15 protein-coding genes and 1 pseudogene are annotated in these 14,739 nt (G+C 70.0%); 12 read left to right on the top strand and 4 right to left on the bottom strand.

Features of this window, described 5'->3' with window-relative positions:
• Window positions 1-10: 10 nt before the first annotated feature.
• Window positions 11-457: pseudogene (locus ACRAWB_RS19130) on the top strand (tetratricopeptide repeat protein); the annotation flags it as partial.
• 13 nt (window positions 458-470) lie between these two features.
• On the opposite strand, the gene ACRAWB_RS19125 reads toward ACRAWB_RS19130, so the two are convergent.
• From ACRAWB_RS19125 to ACRAWB_RS19110, 4 genes are all read right to left on the bottom strand, one after another.
• Window positions 471-1,367, bottom strand: a complete 897-nt coding sequence (locus ACRAWB_RS19125) for a TIGR01777 family oxidoreductase (RefSeq protein ID WP_431354789.1) — start codon at window positions 1,365-1,367, stop codon at window positions 471-473.
• A 31-nt stretch (window positions 1,368-1,398) separates the two neighbouring features.
• Complete coding sequence (locus ACRAWB_RS19120) at window positions 1,399-1,824, bottom strand: OsmC family protein (RefSeq protein WP_431354788.1); 426 nt, start codon at window positions 1,822-1,824, stop codon at window positions 1,399-1,401.
• A 113-nt stretch (window positions 1,825-1,937) separates the two neighbouring features.
• A complete protein-coding gene (locus ACRAWB_RS19115; protein ID WP_431354787.1) occupies window positions 1,938-2,420 on the bottom strand; it encodes a DUF4395 domain-containing protein in 483 nt (160 codons plus the stop codon).
• A complete protein-coding gene (locus ACRAWB_RS19110) occupies window positions 2,407-2,847 on the bottom strand; it encodes a TlpA family protein disulfide reductase (RefSeq protein WP_431354786.1) in 441 nt (146 codons plus the stop codon). Before ACRAWB_RS19110 ends, ACRAWB_RS19115 begins: the two co-directional genes overlap by 14 nt.
• Before the next feature lie 80 nt (window positions 2,848-2,927).
• On the opposite strand from ACRAWB_RS19110, the gene dapA reads away from it, so the two are divergent.
• The 11 genes from dapA (at window position 2,928) to miaB (ending at window position 14,734) form a co-directional block, all read left to right on the top strand.
• The gene (gene dapA / locus ACRAWB_RS19105) at window positions 2,928-3,905 is read left to right on the top strand and encodes a 4-hydroxy-tetrahydrodipicolinate synthase (protein ID WP_431354785.1); all 978 of its coding nucleotides are present in this window, start codon (window positions 2,928-2,930) and stop codon (window positions 3,903-3,905) included.
• Window positions 3,906-3,981: 76 nt separating this feature from the next.
• Window positions 3,982-5,658, top strand: coding sequence for a ribonuclease J (locus ACRAWB_RS19100; protein WP_064109392.1), 1,677 nt, complete (start codon window positions 3,982-3,984; stop codon window positions 5,656-5,658).
• Window positions 5,659-5,719: 61 nt separating this feature from the next.
• Complete coding sequence (locus ACRAWB_RS19095; protein WP_431354784.1) at window positions 5,720-6,211, top strand: N-acetyltransferase family protein; 492 nt, start codon at window positions 5,720-5,722, stop codon at window positions 6,209-6,211.
• 70 nt (window positions 6,212-6,281) lie between these two features.
• The gene (locus ACRAWB_RS19090) at window positions 6,282-9,104 is read left to right on the top strand and encodes a DNA translocase FtsK 4TM domain-containing protein (RefSeq protein ID WP_431354783.1); all 2,823 of its coding nucleotides are present in this window, start codon (window positions 6,282-6,284) and stop codon (window positions 9,102-9,104) included.
• A gap of 6 nt (window positions 9,105-9,110) precedes the next feature.
• A complete protein-coding gene (gene pgsA, locus ACRAWB_RS19085; RefSeq protein ID WP_431354782.1) occupies window positions 9,111-9,734 on the top strand; it encodes a CDP-diacylglycerol--glycerol-3-phosphate 3-phosphatidyltransferase in 624 nt (207 codons plus the stop codon).
• On the top strand, window positions 9,721-10,224 hold the full coding sequence (locus ACRAWB_RS19080; protein WP_431354781.1) for a CinA family protein: 504 nt from the start codon (window positions 9,721-9,723) through the stop codon (window positions 10,222-10,224). The genes pgsA and ACRAWB_RS19080 overlap by 14 nt, the downstream gene beginning before the upstream one ends.
• Before the next feature lie 158 nt (window positions 10,225-10,382).
• Complete coding sequence (locus ACRAWB_RS19075; RefSeq protein WP_064109387.1) at window positions 10,383-10,694, top strand: helix-turn-helix domain-containing protein; 312 nt, start codon at window positions 10,383-10,385, stop codon at window positions 10,692-10,694.
• 92 nt (window positions 10,695-10,786) lie between these two features.
• A complete protein-coding gene (locus ACRAWB_RS19070) occupies window positions 10,787-11,011 on the top strand; it encodes a DUF3046 domain-containing protein (protein WP_363804838.1) in 225 nt (74 codons plus the stop codon).
• A 171-nt stretch (window positions 11,012-11,182) separates the two neighbouring features.
• A complete protein-coding gene (gene recA, locus ACRAWB_RS19065; protein ID WP_064109385.1) occupies window positions 11,183-12,256 on the top strand; it encodes a recombinase RecA in 1,074 nt (357 codons plus the stop codon).
• Window positions 12,257-12,551: 295 nt separating this feature from the next.
• Window positions 12,552-13,064 (top strand): regulatory protein RecX, encoded by a 513-nt coding sequence (locus ACRAWB_RS19060; protein WP_431354780.1) that lies wholly within the window; start codon window positions 12,552-12,554, stop codon window positions 13,062-13,064.
• Between the two features lie 62 nt (window positions 13,065-13,126).
• The gene (miaB, locus tag ACRAWB_RS19055) at window positions 13,127-14,734 is read left to right on the top strand and encodes a tRNA (N6-isopentenyl adenosine(37)-C2)-methylthiotransferase MiaB (protein WP_431354779.1); all 1,608 of its coding nucleotides are present in this window, start codon (window positions 13,127-13,129) and stop codon (window positions 14,732-14,734) included.
• Window positions 14,735-14,739 lie beyond the last annotated feature (5 nt).

Below are 14,739 nucleotides of genomic sequence, written 5' to 3'. Positions count from 1 at the left end.
AGCACCACTGATGAGGAATCGTCTGGCCGCCATCCTGATGGCGCTGCTCCTGCTGGTCTACCTCGTGCTCGTCACGCAGCGCGCCGTGCTGCTCCTCCTGACCGGCGAGCCGATCGGGATCGCGATGGGCGTCGCCCTGTTCGTTCTGCCGCTGATCGCGGCGTGGGCGATCGGACGTGAGCTGCTGTTCGGCGCGCGCACGGAGCGGCTGGTGCGGCAGCTGGAGGCGGAGGGCAACCTCCCGGTCGAAGATCTTCCCACTCGCGCCAGCGGGCGGCCGCTGCGGGACGCCGCCGATGCCCAGTTCCCCGCGTACAAGGCGGAGGTGGAGGCGGCGCCGTCGAGCTGGCGCGCGTGGTTCCGGCTCGGGCTCGCGTACGACGCCTCCGGCGACCGGCGCCGGGCGCGCGAGGCGCTGCGGCAGGCGATCCGGCTGGAGCGCGCGGACGCGAAGGCGGGGAGCGGCCGGCCTAGGCGGCCCGCAACTCCACCAGCCGGTCCATCGCGTCCTCCACGGTCGGGTCGCGGAACACGAAGCCGTCGTCGAGCAGCTTCTGCGGCACCACCAGCTGATCGGCCAGCAGCAGTTCGCGTCCCGCGTCCTGCAGGGCCAGTTCGATCGCGAAGCGCGGCACCGGTACGACCGACGGCCGGCGCACCGCGCGCGCCAGCGCCTTCACGACCTCCCTCTCGGTCGCCGGAGTCGGCCCGGCCAGGTTGACCGGCCCTTCGAGACCCGACCCCAGCAGATGGACGAGCGCCGCCGCCTCATCGTGAAGGCTGATCCACGGCCAGTGCTGGCGTCCGGAGCCGAGCGGGCCGGCGAGCCCCGCCTTTGCGAGCGGCAGCAGTGGTTTCATCGCGCCGCCGCGGCCGATCACCACCCCCGTGCGCGCGAGCACGAGACGCGTCGAGTCGGGCGCCAGGCGCGCTGCGGCCTCCCACGCGTCCGTGACGTCCGAGAGGAAGCCGCTGCCCTTGCTCGCCGCCTCGGTGAGGTGCTGGCCCGGCCGGTCGCCGTAGTAGCCGACCGCCGACCCGCTCACGAACGCGGCGGGCGGATCGTCGGCACGCCGCATCCCGTCGGCCAGCGTGCCCGTCGCCTGCAAGCGGGAGGAGAGGATGCGTCGCTTGGTCGCCTTGGTCCACGGGAGCCGCTGCAGCGACGCCCCCGAGAGGTTGACGACCGCGTCGGCCCATTCGAACGCCTCGACGGGTGCCGAGCGTTCCGCCGGATCCCAGCGGACCTCCTCGGACGATGACGGCTCACGCCGGACGAGCCGGAGCACGTCGTGCCCGGCCGCGGCGAGCTGCAACCGCAGTTCGCCGCCGATCAGACCGGACGCACCGGCCAGCAGCACCTTCATGTCGCCTCCGCCCTTCGTCGCGGACGAGGGATCAGGCCAGCGAGGCCTCGAGCGTGATCGGGATGCCGACCAGCGCGCGCGAGACCGGGCAGCCCGCCTTCGCCTCGTCGGCGAGGCGCTGGAAGTCCTCGTGCGACAGCCCCGGGACGGTCGCGACGACCGTCAGGTGGCTGCCCGTGATGCCCTGCGCCGGGTCGAACGTGACGGCTGCCGTGGTGCGGATCGTCTCCGGCGCGTGGCCGAACTGCGCGAGCGCGTTCGAGAAGGCCATCGAGAAGCAGGCGGCGTGTGCGGCTCCCAGCAGCTCCTCCGGCGTGGTGACCTCGGCGCCGCCCTCGGAGCGGGCCTTCCAGTTCACCGACAGCTCCGCCGCGTGCGACGAGTCGAGCGTGACGGTTCCCGAACCGCTCTTCAGATCGCCGTTCCAGACGGTGGTGGATGCGCTGGTGACTGCCATGGAGACCTCCTACGAGACGCGGCCGCCGTGCGCGGCCGGGCCCGACCCACACTACTGACGGGGTCCGACGCCGTCATCCGGTGCACGGCGGATTCCCGGCTGGGCCGCTGGCGTCAGGCGGTCGCGCGGCGGCGGATCACGCGTGCCCGCACCAGCAGCAGGTACAGCTGGCAGCCGAGGCAGTATCCGAAGACCGAATTGAGGAAGGCCGCGACGAAGGCGAGCGCGGCCGCGATCGGCAGCGCCAGGGGCACCCCGACGACGAAAAGGAGGAGGCCGACGCCGGTGACGAGCAGGCCGACGCCCTGCGCGAAGGTCGGGGGAGCGGGATCCTCCAGCTCCGCCGGAGGAGCGAGACGCGGTCGGACCACCGCACGGTAGAGCGCGCCATAAGGGTGGCGCTGGACCCCGGCGAACGCCCCCCAGGCGAACAGCAGGGCGATCACCAGCAGCAGCACGGCCGCCGTGGCGGTCGCGCCGACAAGGGACAGGAAGAGGTCGACCAGGAGCAGGACGGCGGTGATCCCGGCCCCGAAGCGCGGGGAGCGCGGGTCGATCTCGCGTGCGGTGGACGCGGTCGGTTCAGGCTGTGACATGGTCGCTCCCGAGGATGCGGTGGAGGGTGGTGCGGACGTCGTCCGCGCGGGCCGCGCCGCCGATCCGGGCGCGGATGGCCCCGTTGCCGTCGAGCACGAGGGTGGTGGGGGTCTGCAGGATGCGGAACCGGTCGGCGAGGTCCGGCCGGTCGGTCAGGTCGACCTCGAGGTGCCGGATGCCGTCCGCGTCCTGCGCGATCGAGCCGAGCACGCGCGCGGTCGCGCGGCACGGCGCGCAGAACTCGGTGGAGAACTGGAGCAGGGTGGCGCGGTCGCCGAACGCCGCGACATCGACGTCGGACGGCGCGAGCACCTGGTGACCGCGTGCCGCGCGGGAGCGGCCGGTGGTGGCGCGCCAGACCAGCCCGCCGACCGTGGCCGTGGCGACGAGCCCGAGCAGGATGCCGAGGGCGGCGAATCCGTTCACAGGTCGGGACGTTACGCCCGAGTTCTCCACAGCGCAGAGAATGTGACCCCGCGTGACGACGACCCGATAGCCTAGGAGCCATGCCAACCACTGCGAACCCGTTCGGCCAGGTGCTCGTCGCCCTGGTCACACCGTTCACCGCCGACGGCGAAGTGGACTGGGCCGCGGTCGAGAAGCACATCGACGACGTCATCCAGGCGGGGGCCGACGGCATCGTGGTCACCGGCACCACCGGCGAGACCTCGACGCTGACCGACCCGGAGAAGCTGCGATTGGTCGAGGTCGGCAAGTCGGTCGCCGCCGGCCGGGCCAAGATCATCACCGGCGGCGGCTCGAACGAGACCGCGCACGCCATCCAGCTCTACCAGCAGAGCGAGAAGGCGGGCGCCGACGGCGTCATGGTCGTCACCCCGTACTACAACAAGCCGACCCAGGCGGGCATCCTGACCCACTTCCGGATGATCGCCGACTCGACGGATCTGCCCGTCATCCTGTACGACATCCCGGGCCGCACCGGCGTCCCGATCAAGTACGAGACCATCATCCGCATCGCGAAGCACCCCAACGTGCTGGCGATCAAGGATGCGAAGGGCGACTTCAGCGAGGTCAGCCGGGTCCTCAACCAGACCGACCTCCTGTACTTCTCGGGCGACGACGCCAACGTGCTGCCGCACCTCGCCATCGGGGCCAGCGGCCTCATCGGCGTCACGGCCAACATCGCGGCGACGCCGTACCGCCAGATCGTCGACGCGGTCAACGCGGGCGACCTCGCCACGGCGACGGCGGCGCACAAGAAGCTCGAGCCGCTGGTGCGCGCCGTGATGACCCACGTGCCGGGCACCGTCTCGACCAAGTACATCCTGCACGGCCTCGGCCGCATCGGAAGCCCGCGCGTGCGTCTGCCGCTCGTCGGACCCGAGGAGTGGGAGGCCGCCCAGATCGAGGACGAGCTCGACCTGGTCAAGGACATCCCCGGCGTCGACTTCTCCAACTTCCGCCCCGACCGCAACGCGGCCGCGGGCGGAGCGCTCCCGAAGATCGCCGGGACCACACGCTGACGGCCGCCGGGAAGGCGGCCACACCACATCGCGGGCGCGAGAAGCCCCGCATAGGAATACGGAAATAGGAGGGCCCATGCCCAACCTCGTCTCTGCGCCTCCCGCGCTCGAACCCGGAACGCTCCGGATCATCCCCACCGGCGGTCTCGGCGAGATCGGCCGCAACATGACGGTCTTCGAATACGAGGGCAAGATCCTCATCGTCGACTGCGGCGTGCTCTTCCCCGAGCAGGACCAGCCCGGCGTCGACCTCATCCTCCCCGACTTCGGTCCGGTCCGGGACCGCCTCGACGACGTCGTCGGCGTCGTGCTCACCCACGGCCACGAGGACCACATCGGCGCCGTCCCCTACCTGCTGAAGCTGCGCCGCGACATCCCGCTCATCGGGTCGGGGCTCACCCTCGCGCTGGTGGAGGCGAAGCTCAAGGAGCACCGCATCCAGCCGTACTCGCTGACGGTGAAGGAGGGGCAGGTCGAGCAGCTGGGCCCGTTCTCGCTGGAGTTCGTGGCGGTCAACCACTCCATCCCGGATGCGCTCGCGGTCGCGATCACCACGCCCGCCGGCGTCGTGCTTCACACCGGCGACTTCAAGATGGACCAGCTGCCACTCGACGACCGGCTGACCGACCTGCGCGCCTTCGCGCGGCTGGGCGAGAAGGGCGTCGACCTCTTCCTCGCCGACTCGACCAACGCCGATGTGCCCGGGTTCACGCCGCTCGAGCGCTCGATCGGACCGGTGCTCGACACCGTCATCGCACGGGCGCCGCGCCGCGTCATCGTCGCCAGCTTCTCCAGCCACGTGCACCGCGTGCAGCAGGTGCTGGATGCGGCCGCTGCCAATGGCCGCCGTGTCGCGCTGCTGGGCCGCTCCATGGTCCGCAACATGACCATCGCCGCCGAGCTCGGCTACCTGAAGGTGCCCGAGGGCGTGCTCATCGACTACAAGAAGGCGGCCGACCTCCCCGACGACGAGATCGTATACATGTCGACCGGTTCGCAGGGCGAGCCGATGGCCGTGCTCGCGCGCATGGCCAACCTCGACCACCAGATCGAGGTCGGGCACGGCGACACCGTCATCCTCGCCTCCAGCCTCATCCCGGGCAACGAGAACGCGGTCTACCGCGTCATCGACGGGCTGACGAAGCTCGGTGCGAACGTGGTCCACAAGGGCAACGCGAAAGTGCACGTCTCCGGTCACGCCGCCGCGGGCGAGCTGCTGTACTGCTACAACATCCTCAAGCCGAAGAACGTCATGCCGGTGCACGGCGAGTACCGTCACCTCGTCGCGAACGCGCGACTGGCGATGGACACCGGCGTTCCGGAAGAGAACACGATTCTGGCCGAGGACGGCTCGGTCATCGACCTCCGCGACGGCGTGGCCCGGGTGGTCGGCCAGCTCGACCTCGGCTTCGTCTACGTCGACGGCTCGAGCGTCGGTGAGATCACGGACGCCGACCTCAAAGACCGGCGGATCCTCGGAGAAGAGGGCTTCATCTCGATCATCGTCGTGGTCGAGGCGGCCTCCGGGCGAATCGTCACGGGCCCCGAGGTGCACGCGCGCGGTTTCGCCGAGGACGACGCCGTGTTCGACGATGTCAAGCCGAAGATCGCTGCGGCGTTGGCGGATGCGGCCCACAACGGCGTCCGGGACTCGCACGCGCTCTCGCAGGTGGTCCGCCGGACGGTCGGCCGCTGGGTCAACACCAGCTACCGCCGCCGGCCGATGATCGTGCCGCTCGTCATCGAGGCGTGACGGCCGCTCGCCCCGCAAAGGCGTAACCTGCGCGAAACACGGTGGCGGGTAGCGTTCCTCCATGAACGCGTTCCGCATCCGTCCCGCCACGGGCGAGGATGCGCGCGTGCTCACCGACATGCTGGTCGAGGCGGCCAACTGGGACCCGGGGCGGGCGCGTCCCCGCGTCGCCGTGCTGGAGGATCGGGCCGTTGCGCGGTACGTCGCCGGCTGGCAGCGCCCGGGCGACTTCGGCTGCGTGGCGGAGGACGCCCACGGCCTCCCGGTGGGCGCCTGCTGGGCGCGGCTGTTCCCGGCGAACGCGCCGGGCTACGGCTTCGTCGCCGTCGGCGTGCCGGAGCTGACGCTCGGCGTGTACCCGTACTGGCGAGCGCAGGGCGCCGGTCGCGCGCTGCTTCGCGAGCTCGCTCGCATGGCAGCGCTGCGGGGGCACGCACGCGTCAGCCTCAGCGTCTCGCACGGGAACTTCGCCCAGCGGCTGTACCAGAGCGAGGGATACCTCACCGTCGCGTCCCAGGGCGGCTCCGAGACGATGGTGCTCGCAGTCCGCTGAGCGGCCGGATTTTCCACAATCCAGGCGCGGTATCCCGGCGTTGACGGAGGCACGACGTACCGTTGTCCCCATGGCCACGAGCACCAAGTCGAATTCCCGCGCCCGGAACTCCGGCCGCGGCGGGTCGACCGCGCGCAAGCCGGCGTCGAAGACCGCGCAGCAGAAGACGGTCGCGTACCCGGCGGCCGACGCGGGGCCCAGCCCGCTCATCCGAGCCTGGATGGGGCTGGCGCATCTCACCGGCGCGGCCTTCCGCGCGCTCGGTCCCGAGAAGCTGTCGAAGGAGGAGCGCCGCGACGGCTTCCCCTTCTTCCTGGTGCTCCTCGCCATCGCCGGTGCGGTCGTCGAGTGGTTCCTCATCAACGACCAGGTCGCGCGCACGCTCGACGCCTGGACGTTCGGCGGCCTGTTCGGCCGCGTGGCCTTCGCGCTGCCCGTGGTCATGGTGATCTTCGCAGCCTGGCTGTTCCGGCATCCGAGCTCCGTGCACGACAACACGCGCATCGGCATCGGCCTCAGCATCCTGCTGCTCATGGTCTCCGGGCTGTGCCATCTGTTCAGCCCGCACCCGTCGCCGTCCGACGGCATGATCGCCCTCGCCCAGGCGGGCGGGGTGCTCGGCTGGCTGGTCGCGGCGCCGCTCTCGCTGGTGATCACCCCGTACGGTGCCGGGGCCGTGATCATCCTGCTGCTCATCCTGAGCCTGTTCATCATCACCAAGACGCCGCCGAACAAGCTGCCCGCCCGCATCCGCGAGCTGTACGCCTACCTCTTCGGCGCCCAGCTGCCGACCGAGGACGAGCGCGCCGAGGCGAAGGAGGCCAAGGCGGCGTCCAAGCAGGTCGAGCTCGACGGTATCGACGACGAGCCGGAGGCCGAGGCCAACCTGCCCTGGTGGCGACGCAACAAGTCGCAGCGCGAGGAGGACCCGGACTACGAGGCCCCCGGCGTCGACGGGCTCACCGAGGTCTTCGGGGCTCAGCAGCGCGGCAAGGGCGAGTTCGACACCCCGCTCGAGCCCGATCCGTCGAGCGACCACTACAACACCGAGGTCATCGGCGAGCTGGCGCAGGCCGAGGACGCCCTCAAGCGCTTCACCGGCGAGCTGCCGCCGACGGCCGTCGCGCCGATGCCGACGTCCGGTGGCGGGGTGCCGGGCGCCGGTGCCGTGCTGCCCGGCTTCCAGGCCGGTGCGGAGGACTTCGACGAGGAGGCGGCCGGTCCGCCCGCGCTGCCGCAGCCCACGGCGCCGTACCACCTGCCGTCGGCGTCCATGCTGTCGGCCGGCACGCCCGCCAAGACCCGGTCGGGCGCGAACGACGAGATCGTCGCGGCGATCACCGAGGTGCTGACACAGTTCGGCGTGGACGCGAAGGTCACCGGCTACTCGCGCGGCCCGACCGTCACGCAGTACGAGATCGAGCTGGGCCCGGGTGTGAAGGTCGAGCGGGTCACGGCGCTGAGCAAGAACCTGTCGTACGCGGTCGCCAGCAACGAGGTGCGCATCCTGTCGCCCATCCCGGGCAAGAGCGCGATCGGCGTCGAGATCCCGAACACCGACCGCGAGATCGTGTCGCTCGGCGACATCCTGCGCTCGCCCGCTGCGGCCAAGAGCACCCACCCGATGACCATCGGCGTCGGCAAAGACGTGGGTGGCGGCTTCGTCGTCGCGAACCTGGCGAAGATGCCGCACCTCCTGGTCGCCGGATCGACAGGCTCGGGCAAGTCGAGCTTCGTCAACTCGATGATCACCTCGCTGCTGATGCGTGCGAAGCCGTCCGAGGTGCGCATGGTGCTCATCGACCCGAAGCGCGTCGAGCTCACGATCTACGGCGGCGTCCCGCACCTCATCACGCCCATCATCACGAACCCCAAGAAGGCCGCGGAGGCCTTGCAGTGGGTCGTGAAGGAGATGGACATGCGGTACGACGATCTGGCGAGCTTCGGCTTCCGTCACATCGACGACTTCAACCGCGCGGTCGTCAATAACGAGATCGTGCTGCCGGAGGGGAGCGAGCGGAAGCTCAAGCCGTATCCCTATCTCCTGGTCGTCGTCGACGAGCTCGCCGACCTGATGATGGTCGCGCCGCGCGACGTGGAGGACTCGATCGTCCGCATCACGCAGCTGGCGCGCGCGTCCGGCATCCACCTGGTGCTCGCGACGCAGCGTCCGTCCGTCGACGTCGTCACGGGTCTGATCAAGGCGAACGTGCCGTCGCGGCTCGCGTTCGCCGTGACCAGCGTCACCGACTCCCGGGTCATTCTCGACCAGCCGGGCGCCGACAAGCTCATCGGCCAGGGTGACGGGCTGTTCCTGCCCATGGGTGCGTCCAAGGCGCTGCGCGTGCAGGGAGCCTGGGTCAACGAGGACGAGATCCAGAAGGTCGTCGACCACGTCACTCGCCAGGCGCGGCCGGAGTACCGGCAGGACGTCACGGCCGGCGCCGAGAAGAAGCAGATCGACTCCGACATCGGCGACGACCTCGAGCTGCTGCTCGCGGCCGCCGAGCTCGTGGTGTCGTCGCAGTTCGGCTCGACGTCGATGCTGCAGCGCAAGCTCCGCGTCGGCTTCGCCAAGGCCGGTCGCCTGATGGACCTGCTGGAGTCGCGCGAGATCGTCGGCCCGTCGGAGGGCTCGAAGGCCCGCGACGTGCTGGTCACCGCCGAGCAGCTGCCGCAGGTGCTGGCGCGCCTGCGCGGCGAGGAGCCGTCGCCGGCTGCCGCTTCCACTGCGTCCGCTGCGCCGGCAGCGCCGGCTGCCGCGGCCGCGCCGCAGGGCGACTATGACGACGATCGGTACGGAGCCGACCCGGTCGGGGACATGACGGCGGGTTATCCTGAGGTCGACGGCGACTCGGACGAGGACGCCTGGCAGCTGACCGGCAGGGAGTAGACCGCGATGTCGGTGCCCGACGCGCCTCCGCCCATCCCGGCGGACGGCGGAGCGAAGCGTGTGAGCAACTGGAACCTGCCCAACATCATCACCGTCGTGCGCATCCTGCTCGCCCCGCTCTTCGTCTGGATGCTGCTGGCCGACGGCGGCGACGACGGCTGGCTCCGCTGGGCTGCGGCCGCGCTGTTCATCCTGGCCATCGCGACCGACGGCGTCGACGGCGCCCTGGCGCGCCGCAACGGGCAGGTGACCGAGCTCGGCAAGCTGCTCGACCCGATCGCCGACAAGGTGCTGACCGGGGGAGCGCTGATCGCGCTGTCCATCCTGAACGAGCTGCCGTGGTGGGTGACCGTCGTCATCCTGGTGCGCGAGATCGGCATCACGGTGTACCGCTTCGTCGTCATCCGGCAGGGCGTGATCGCCGCCTCCCGCGGCGGCAAGATCAAGACCATCGTCCAGTCGGTGGCCATCTCGTTCGCGCTCGTCCCGCTGTGGACGGTGTTCGGCGACTGGATCTTCTGGGTCAACGGTGTCCTCATGACGGCCGCTGTCATCCTCACCGTCTGGACCGGCATCGACTACCTCTGGCAGGCGTGGAAGGGCCGGAGGGCCAAGCGTGCCGTCGCCTGACCCGGCGACAACAGCGGTTGTCCGGACCCTCATCGACCGCGGTCTGACGATCGCGGCGGCCGAATCGCTCACCGGCGGTCTCCTCACCGCCGAACTCACCAGCGTGCCCGGCGCCTCCGCCGTCGTGCTCGGGGGAGCGGTCGTCTACGCGACCGAGCTCAAGCACTCCCTCCTCGGGGTGGATGCGAACCTGCTCGACTCCGAGGGGCCTGTCCATCCGGAGGTCGCCCGCCAGCTCGCGAGCGGCGTGCGGGAGCGCCTGGCCGTGGGCGGAAGAGCGGCCGACCTCGGCGTGGCAACCACCGGCGTGGCCGGACCGGACCCGCAAGGCGGGCGTCCGGTGGGCACGGTGTTCGTCGGTGTGTCGTCCGCGCGAGGCACCCGTGCGGTGGCTCTCGAGCTGTCCGGGGACCGCGAGGCGATCCGCCGTTCCACCGTCGTGTCGGCCGTCACCGCGCTCGCGGAGGAGCTGGGCATAACGGTCGTGTGAACATCCCGCGTTACCGCGGGAATACGCGGTGTTTCGGTCTCGTTACACCTGCTGCATTCACAAGAAAAGCCCAGTGGCCCTCGATATCGTGGAGCAACCGGATGCGGTACATTCGTATCCCATCGATACGTCGGCAGGGTAAGAGAAGGAGGCTCCGAATGATTCTTGTACGTCAGGAAATCGGCGACGTGCTCAGGGACTTCCGCCTGCAAAAGGGACGTACGCTCCGTCAGGTCGCCAGCAAGGCGAGCGTGGCGCTCGGTTACCTCAGCGAGGTCGAGCGCGGACAGAAGGAGGCCTCGAGTGAGATCCTGGCCTCCGTTGCAGACGCGCTCGAGACGCCGGTCTCGGTCATCATGCGCGAGGTCGGAGACCGCATCGCGGTTCTCGAAGGCCTCGAGCCGGTGATCCCGGACACGGTGCCCGACGAGTTCGTCTCGGCGATGGACTCGGACCTGGTCGTCCGCTGATTCCGAAGACTGTCGAGGGCGCCCCGCGAACAGCGGGGCGCCCTTCGTTTTCCCACCCACCTGTTCTCCGTTCCGCCCCCAAGTAAGGACCCATGAAGCTCAGCGAGTTCCAGCGCGCCGTCTCCGACGAGTTCGGCAGTTCCTACGGTCAGACGCTGCTGACCGACCTCGTGCTCGCCGAGCTCGGCGGGCGCACCGCCAACGAGGCCATCGCCGCCGGGCTCCCGCCCCGCGAGGTCTGGATCGCCCTCTGCAAGGAGACGGGCGTGCCGTCGTCGCGCTGGTACGGCGCAGGAAAGCCCGCGCCCAAGCGCTGATCCGCGGCGCGACACGCCGGTTTCGAACCCTCGAAGATATGTTCGGAACTGGCTAGACTTCTTCACAACGGCAGTCGAAAACCGGTTGTCCACAGATCGCGCGCCCGAGCTTCCAGTGTCGGACGTCACTCCTAGAGTCGAACCGTAGCGAAGCCACGAAGGAGAACCGCAATGCCATCACCCGCAGACCGCGAGAAGGCGCTCGAGACCGCTCTCGCGCAGATCGACCGCCAGTTCGGCAAGGGGTCCGTCATGCGACTGGGCAGCGACGAGCGCGCGCCCGTCGAGGTCGTTCCGACCGGATCCATCGCACTCGACGTCGCGCTCGGAATCGGTGGCCTCCCGCGTGGCCGCATCATCGAGATCTACGGCCCGGAGTCGTCGGGTAAGACGACCCTGACCCTGCACGCCATCGCCAATGCGCAGCGCGCCGGCGGCATCGCGGCCTTCATCGACGCAGAGCACGCGCTCGACCCCGAGTACGCCCGCAAGCTCGGCGTCGACATCGACTCCCTCCTGGTGTCGCAGCCAGACACGGGTGAGCAGGCGCTCGAGATCGCCGACATGCTCGTGCGAAGCGGCTCCATCGACCTCATCGTGGTCGACTCTGTGGCAGCGCTCGTGCCGCGCGCCGAGATCGAGGGCGAGATGGGCGACTCGCACGTCGGTCTGCAGGCCCGCCTCATGTCGCAGGCGCTCCGCAAGCTCACGGGTGGCCTCAGCCAGACCAACACCACGATGATCTTCATCAACCAGCTGCGCGAGAAGATCGGTGTGTTCTTCGGCAGCCCCGAGACGACCGCCGGTGGTAAGGCGCTCAAGTTCTACGCGTCCGTCCGCCTCGACATCCGCCGTATCGAGACGCTGAAGGACGGCGCCGAGGCAGTGGGAAACCGCACGCGCGTCAAGATCGTCAAGAACAAGATGGCGCCGCCCTTCAAGCAGGCCGAGTTCGACATCCTCTACGGTGTGGGCATCTCGCGCGAGGGCAGCCTCCTCGACTTCGGTGTGGAGCACGCGATCGTCAAGAAGTCGGGCGCCTGGTACACGTACGAGGGCGACCAGCTCGGCCAGGGCAAGGAGAACTCGCGTAACTTCCTCATCGCGAACCCCGACGTCGCCGCCGAGATCGAGCAGAAGATCAAGATCAAGCTCGGCATCATCCCCGACCCGAACGCGGCTGCCGCTGCGCCGTCCAACGTCGGCTCGATCGAAGACAAGCTGCAGGCCCGCAAGGGCGCGTAACCGTGGCGTTCGCCTCCGGAAGGAGTTCCGCGTGGTGGTGAGGTTTCCGTCGTCGCCCGAGAACGGGCCGGCCGGCCCGGCCGATGGTGCGGGAGAGGGGGAGCGACTAGCTCCCGTGACACCGCTCCGTCGGCCGGCGGCCGATCGCGAGCGGAGCGGAGACGCGCATCCGTCGCGTCGAGCGGTTGCGCGGCCCGTCGCGGAGCTGCCCGGCGGGGAGTGGAACAACACCTGGGGTTCCGAGCCCGGGTCATCGGCGAGGTCCGCGCCTGCGCCGGCTGCTGCGGCTGATGAGGTGGATGAAGAGACGGAACGCCAGACGCGGAAGGCGACGGGTGTCGCGATCCGGCAGCTGGCGCGCCGGGGAATGTCCCGCTGGGAACTCGAGCAGCTGCTGACCAAGCGCGAGATCGATCCGGAGGTGTTCGGTCCAGAGCTCGACCGGCTCGAGAAGCTGGGCGTGATCGACGATGCGTCGCTCGCCGCGACGCTGGCGTTCACGCAGCACAGCCGCAAAGGGCTGGGGCGCACGGTGATCGAGCAAGACCTCAAGCGTCGGCACATCGACCCGGAGCTGATCGAAGCGGCCCTCGAGGACATCGGCGAGGACGATGAGCTGGAGCGTGCGACCGAACTCGCGGTCAAGCGCATCGGGCAACTGTCCGGGTACGACGACGAGACCGCTCGGCGTCGCCTGCACGGGTTCCTCGCCCGCAAGGGGTACACCTCCGACATCGTGCGCCAGGCGATGGATGCCGCCTTCGCCGGGCGGCGGTCGCGCGGTGGATCCGGCGTCCGCTTCCAGTAAGCGTTGCGCCGCCGGCGGCGAGTCGTCCGCGCGGTGTGGGAAAACGTAGACTTATCGCCATCATGAGCATCCTCGAACAGCGCAGCGTCATCGAGCCCTCCGCGGCGGCCGTCCGTCCCGACGGCCGAGCGCGAACGTACGAGGTGCGCACCTTCGGCTGCCAGATGAACGTGCACGACTCCGAACGTCTCAGCGGCTCGCTCGAGGCGGCCGGCTACGTACCGGCCGATGGCGAAGAGGCCGACATCGTCGTGATCAACACCTGCGCGGTGCGCGAGAACGCCGACAACAAGCTCTACGGCAACCTCGGGCACCTGGCGGGCGTCAAGCGCCGGCACGAGGGGATGCAGATCGCCGTCGGCGGTTGCCTCGCGCAGAAGGACAAGAACGTCATCCTCGAGAAGGCGCCGTGGGTCGACGTCGTCTTCGGCACGCACAACATGGGCGCGCTGCCCAGCCTGCTCGAGCGCGCACGGCACAACGACGCGGCCGAGATCGAGATCCTGGAAGCGCTCGAGACGTTCCCGTCGACGCTGCCGACCAAGCGGGACTCGTCGTACTCCGGCTGGGTCTCCATCTCCGTCGGCTGCAACAACACCTGCACGTTCTGCATCGTCCCCTCGCTGCGAGGCAAGGAGAAGGACCGCCGTCCGGGCGACATCCTCGCCGAGATCCAGGCGCTCGTCGACGACGGCGCGATCGAGGTCACCCTGCTTGGGCAGAACGTCAACTCCTACGGTGTCGAGTTCGGGGACCGTCAGGCGTTCAGCAAGCTCCTCCGCGCCGCGGGGCAGATCGAGGGACTGGAGCGCATCCGCTTCACCAGCCCGCACCCCGCCGCCTTCACCGACGACGTCATCGACGCGATGGCCGAGACCCCCAACGTCATGCCGCAGCTGCACATGCCGCTGCAGTCCGGGTCCGACCGCATCCTGCGCTCGATGCGCCGGTCGTACCGCTCCGAGAAGTTCCTCGGCATCCTCGACCGGGTGCGCGCCAAGCTGCCGGACGCGGCGATCAGCACCGACATCATCGTCGGCTTCCCGGGCGAGACGGAGGAGGACTTCCAGGAGACCCTGCGAGTCGTCGAGGCCGCCCGCTTCGCGTCCGCATTCACCTTCCAGTACTCGATCCGCCCCGGCACGCCCGCGGCGACGATGGAGGACCAGGTGCCGAAGGAGGTCGTGCAGGAGCGCTACGACCGTCTGATCGCCCTTCAGGAGCGCATCTCACTCGAGGAGAACCAGAAGTTGATCGGCCGCGAGGTCGAACTGCTGGTCGCCAACGGCGAGGGCCGCAAGGACGCCGACACGCGCCGGCTCAGCGGTCGCGCGCGCGACAGCCGCCTGGTCCACTTCGAGGTGCCGGCCGGTTCCGACCTCCCGCGCCCCGGCGACACCGTCACCGTGCGCGTGACGCAGGCCGCCCCGCACCACCTCATCGCCGACGCGACCGACGGCGCGCCCCTCCGGATCCGCCGCACGCGCGCGGGAGACGCGTGGGACCGCGCCGAGGCCGACTCATGCGCCGTCCCGACCCATGGGGGCACGGCCGCCACGGGCGCCGGCCCCGTCTCCCTCGGCCTCCCGACGCTCCGCGTCCGTGAGCCCCTGACGTCGCCCGGCGTCGGCACCATGCCGATCTACGACCCGTCGGACGGCGAGCGCTGACCGCG

It is taken from the genome of Leifsonia poae, from assembly GCF_050632865.1.
Taxonomy (GTDB): Bacteria; Actinomycetota; Actinomycetes; order Actinomycetales; family Microbacteriaceae; genus Leifsonia; species Leifsonia poae_B.
The sequence above is the reverse complement of the archived record's forward strand: the minus strand, read 5'-3'. Positions and strand labels throughout refer to the sequence as shown.

What these genes read in the sequence shown, in the direction of transcription:
- ACRAWB_RS19125 (WP_431354789.1), bottom strand. Translation starts at nt 1,367, where the DNA reads ATGAAGGTGCTGCTGGCCGGTGCGTCCGGTCTGATCGGCGGCGAACTG.
- ACRAWB_RS19120 (WP_431354788.1), bottom strand. Translation starts at nt 1,824, where the DNA reads ATGGCAGTCACCAGCGCATCCACCACCGTCTGGAACGGCGATCTGAAG.
- ACRAWB_RS19115 (WP_431354787.1), bottom strand. Translation starts at nt 2,420, where the DNA reads ATGTCACAGCCTGAACCGACCGCGTCCACCGCACGCGAGATCGACCCG.
- dapA (WP_431354785.1), top strand. Translation starts at nt 2,928, where the DNA reads ATGCCAACCACTGCGAACCCGTTCGGCCAGGTGCTCGTCGCCCTGGTC.
- ACRAWB_RS19100 (WP_064109392.1), top strand. Translation starts at nt 3,982, where the DNA reads ATGCCCAACCTCGTCTCTGCGCCTCCCGCGCTCGAACCCGGAACGCTC.
- ACRAWB_RS19095 (WP_431354784.1), top strand. Translation starts at nt 5,720, where the DNA reads ATGAACGCGTTCCGCATCCGTCCCGCCACGGGCGAGGATGCGCGCGTG.
- ACRAWB_RS19090 (WP_431354783.1), top strand. Translation starts at nt 6,282, where the DNA reads ATGGCCACGAGCACCAAGTCGAATTCCCGCGCCCGGAACTCCGGCCGC.
- pgsA (WP_431354782.1), top strand. Translation starts at nt 9,111, where the DNA reads ATGTCGGTGCCCGACGCGCCTCCGCCCATCCCGGCGGACGGCGGAGCG.
- ACRAWB_RS19075 (WP_064109387.1), top strand. Translation starts at nt 10,383, where the DNA reads ATGATTCTTGTACGTCAGGAAATCGGCGACGTGCTCAGGGACTTCCGC.
- ACRAWB_RS19070 (WP_363804838.1), top strand. Translation starts at nt 10,787, where the DNA reads ATGAAGCTCAGCGAGTTCCAGCGCGCCGTCTCCGACGAGTTCGGCAGT.
- recA (WP_064109385.1), top strand. Translation starts at nt 11,183, where the DNA reads ATGCCATCACCCGCAGACCGCGAGAAGGCGCTCGAGACCGCTCTCGCG.
- miaB (WP_431354779.1), top strand. Translation starts at nt 13,127, where the DNA reads ATGAGCATCCTCGAACAGCGCAGCGTCATCGAGCCCTCCGCGGCGGCC.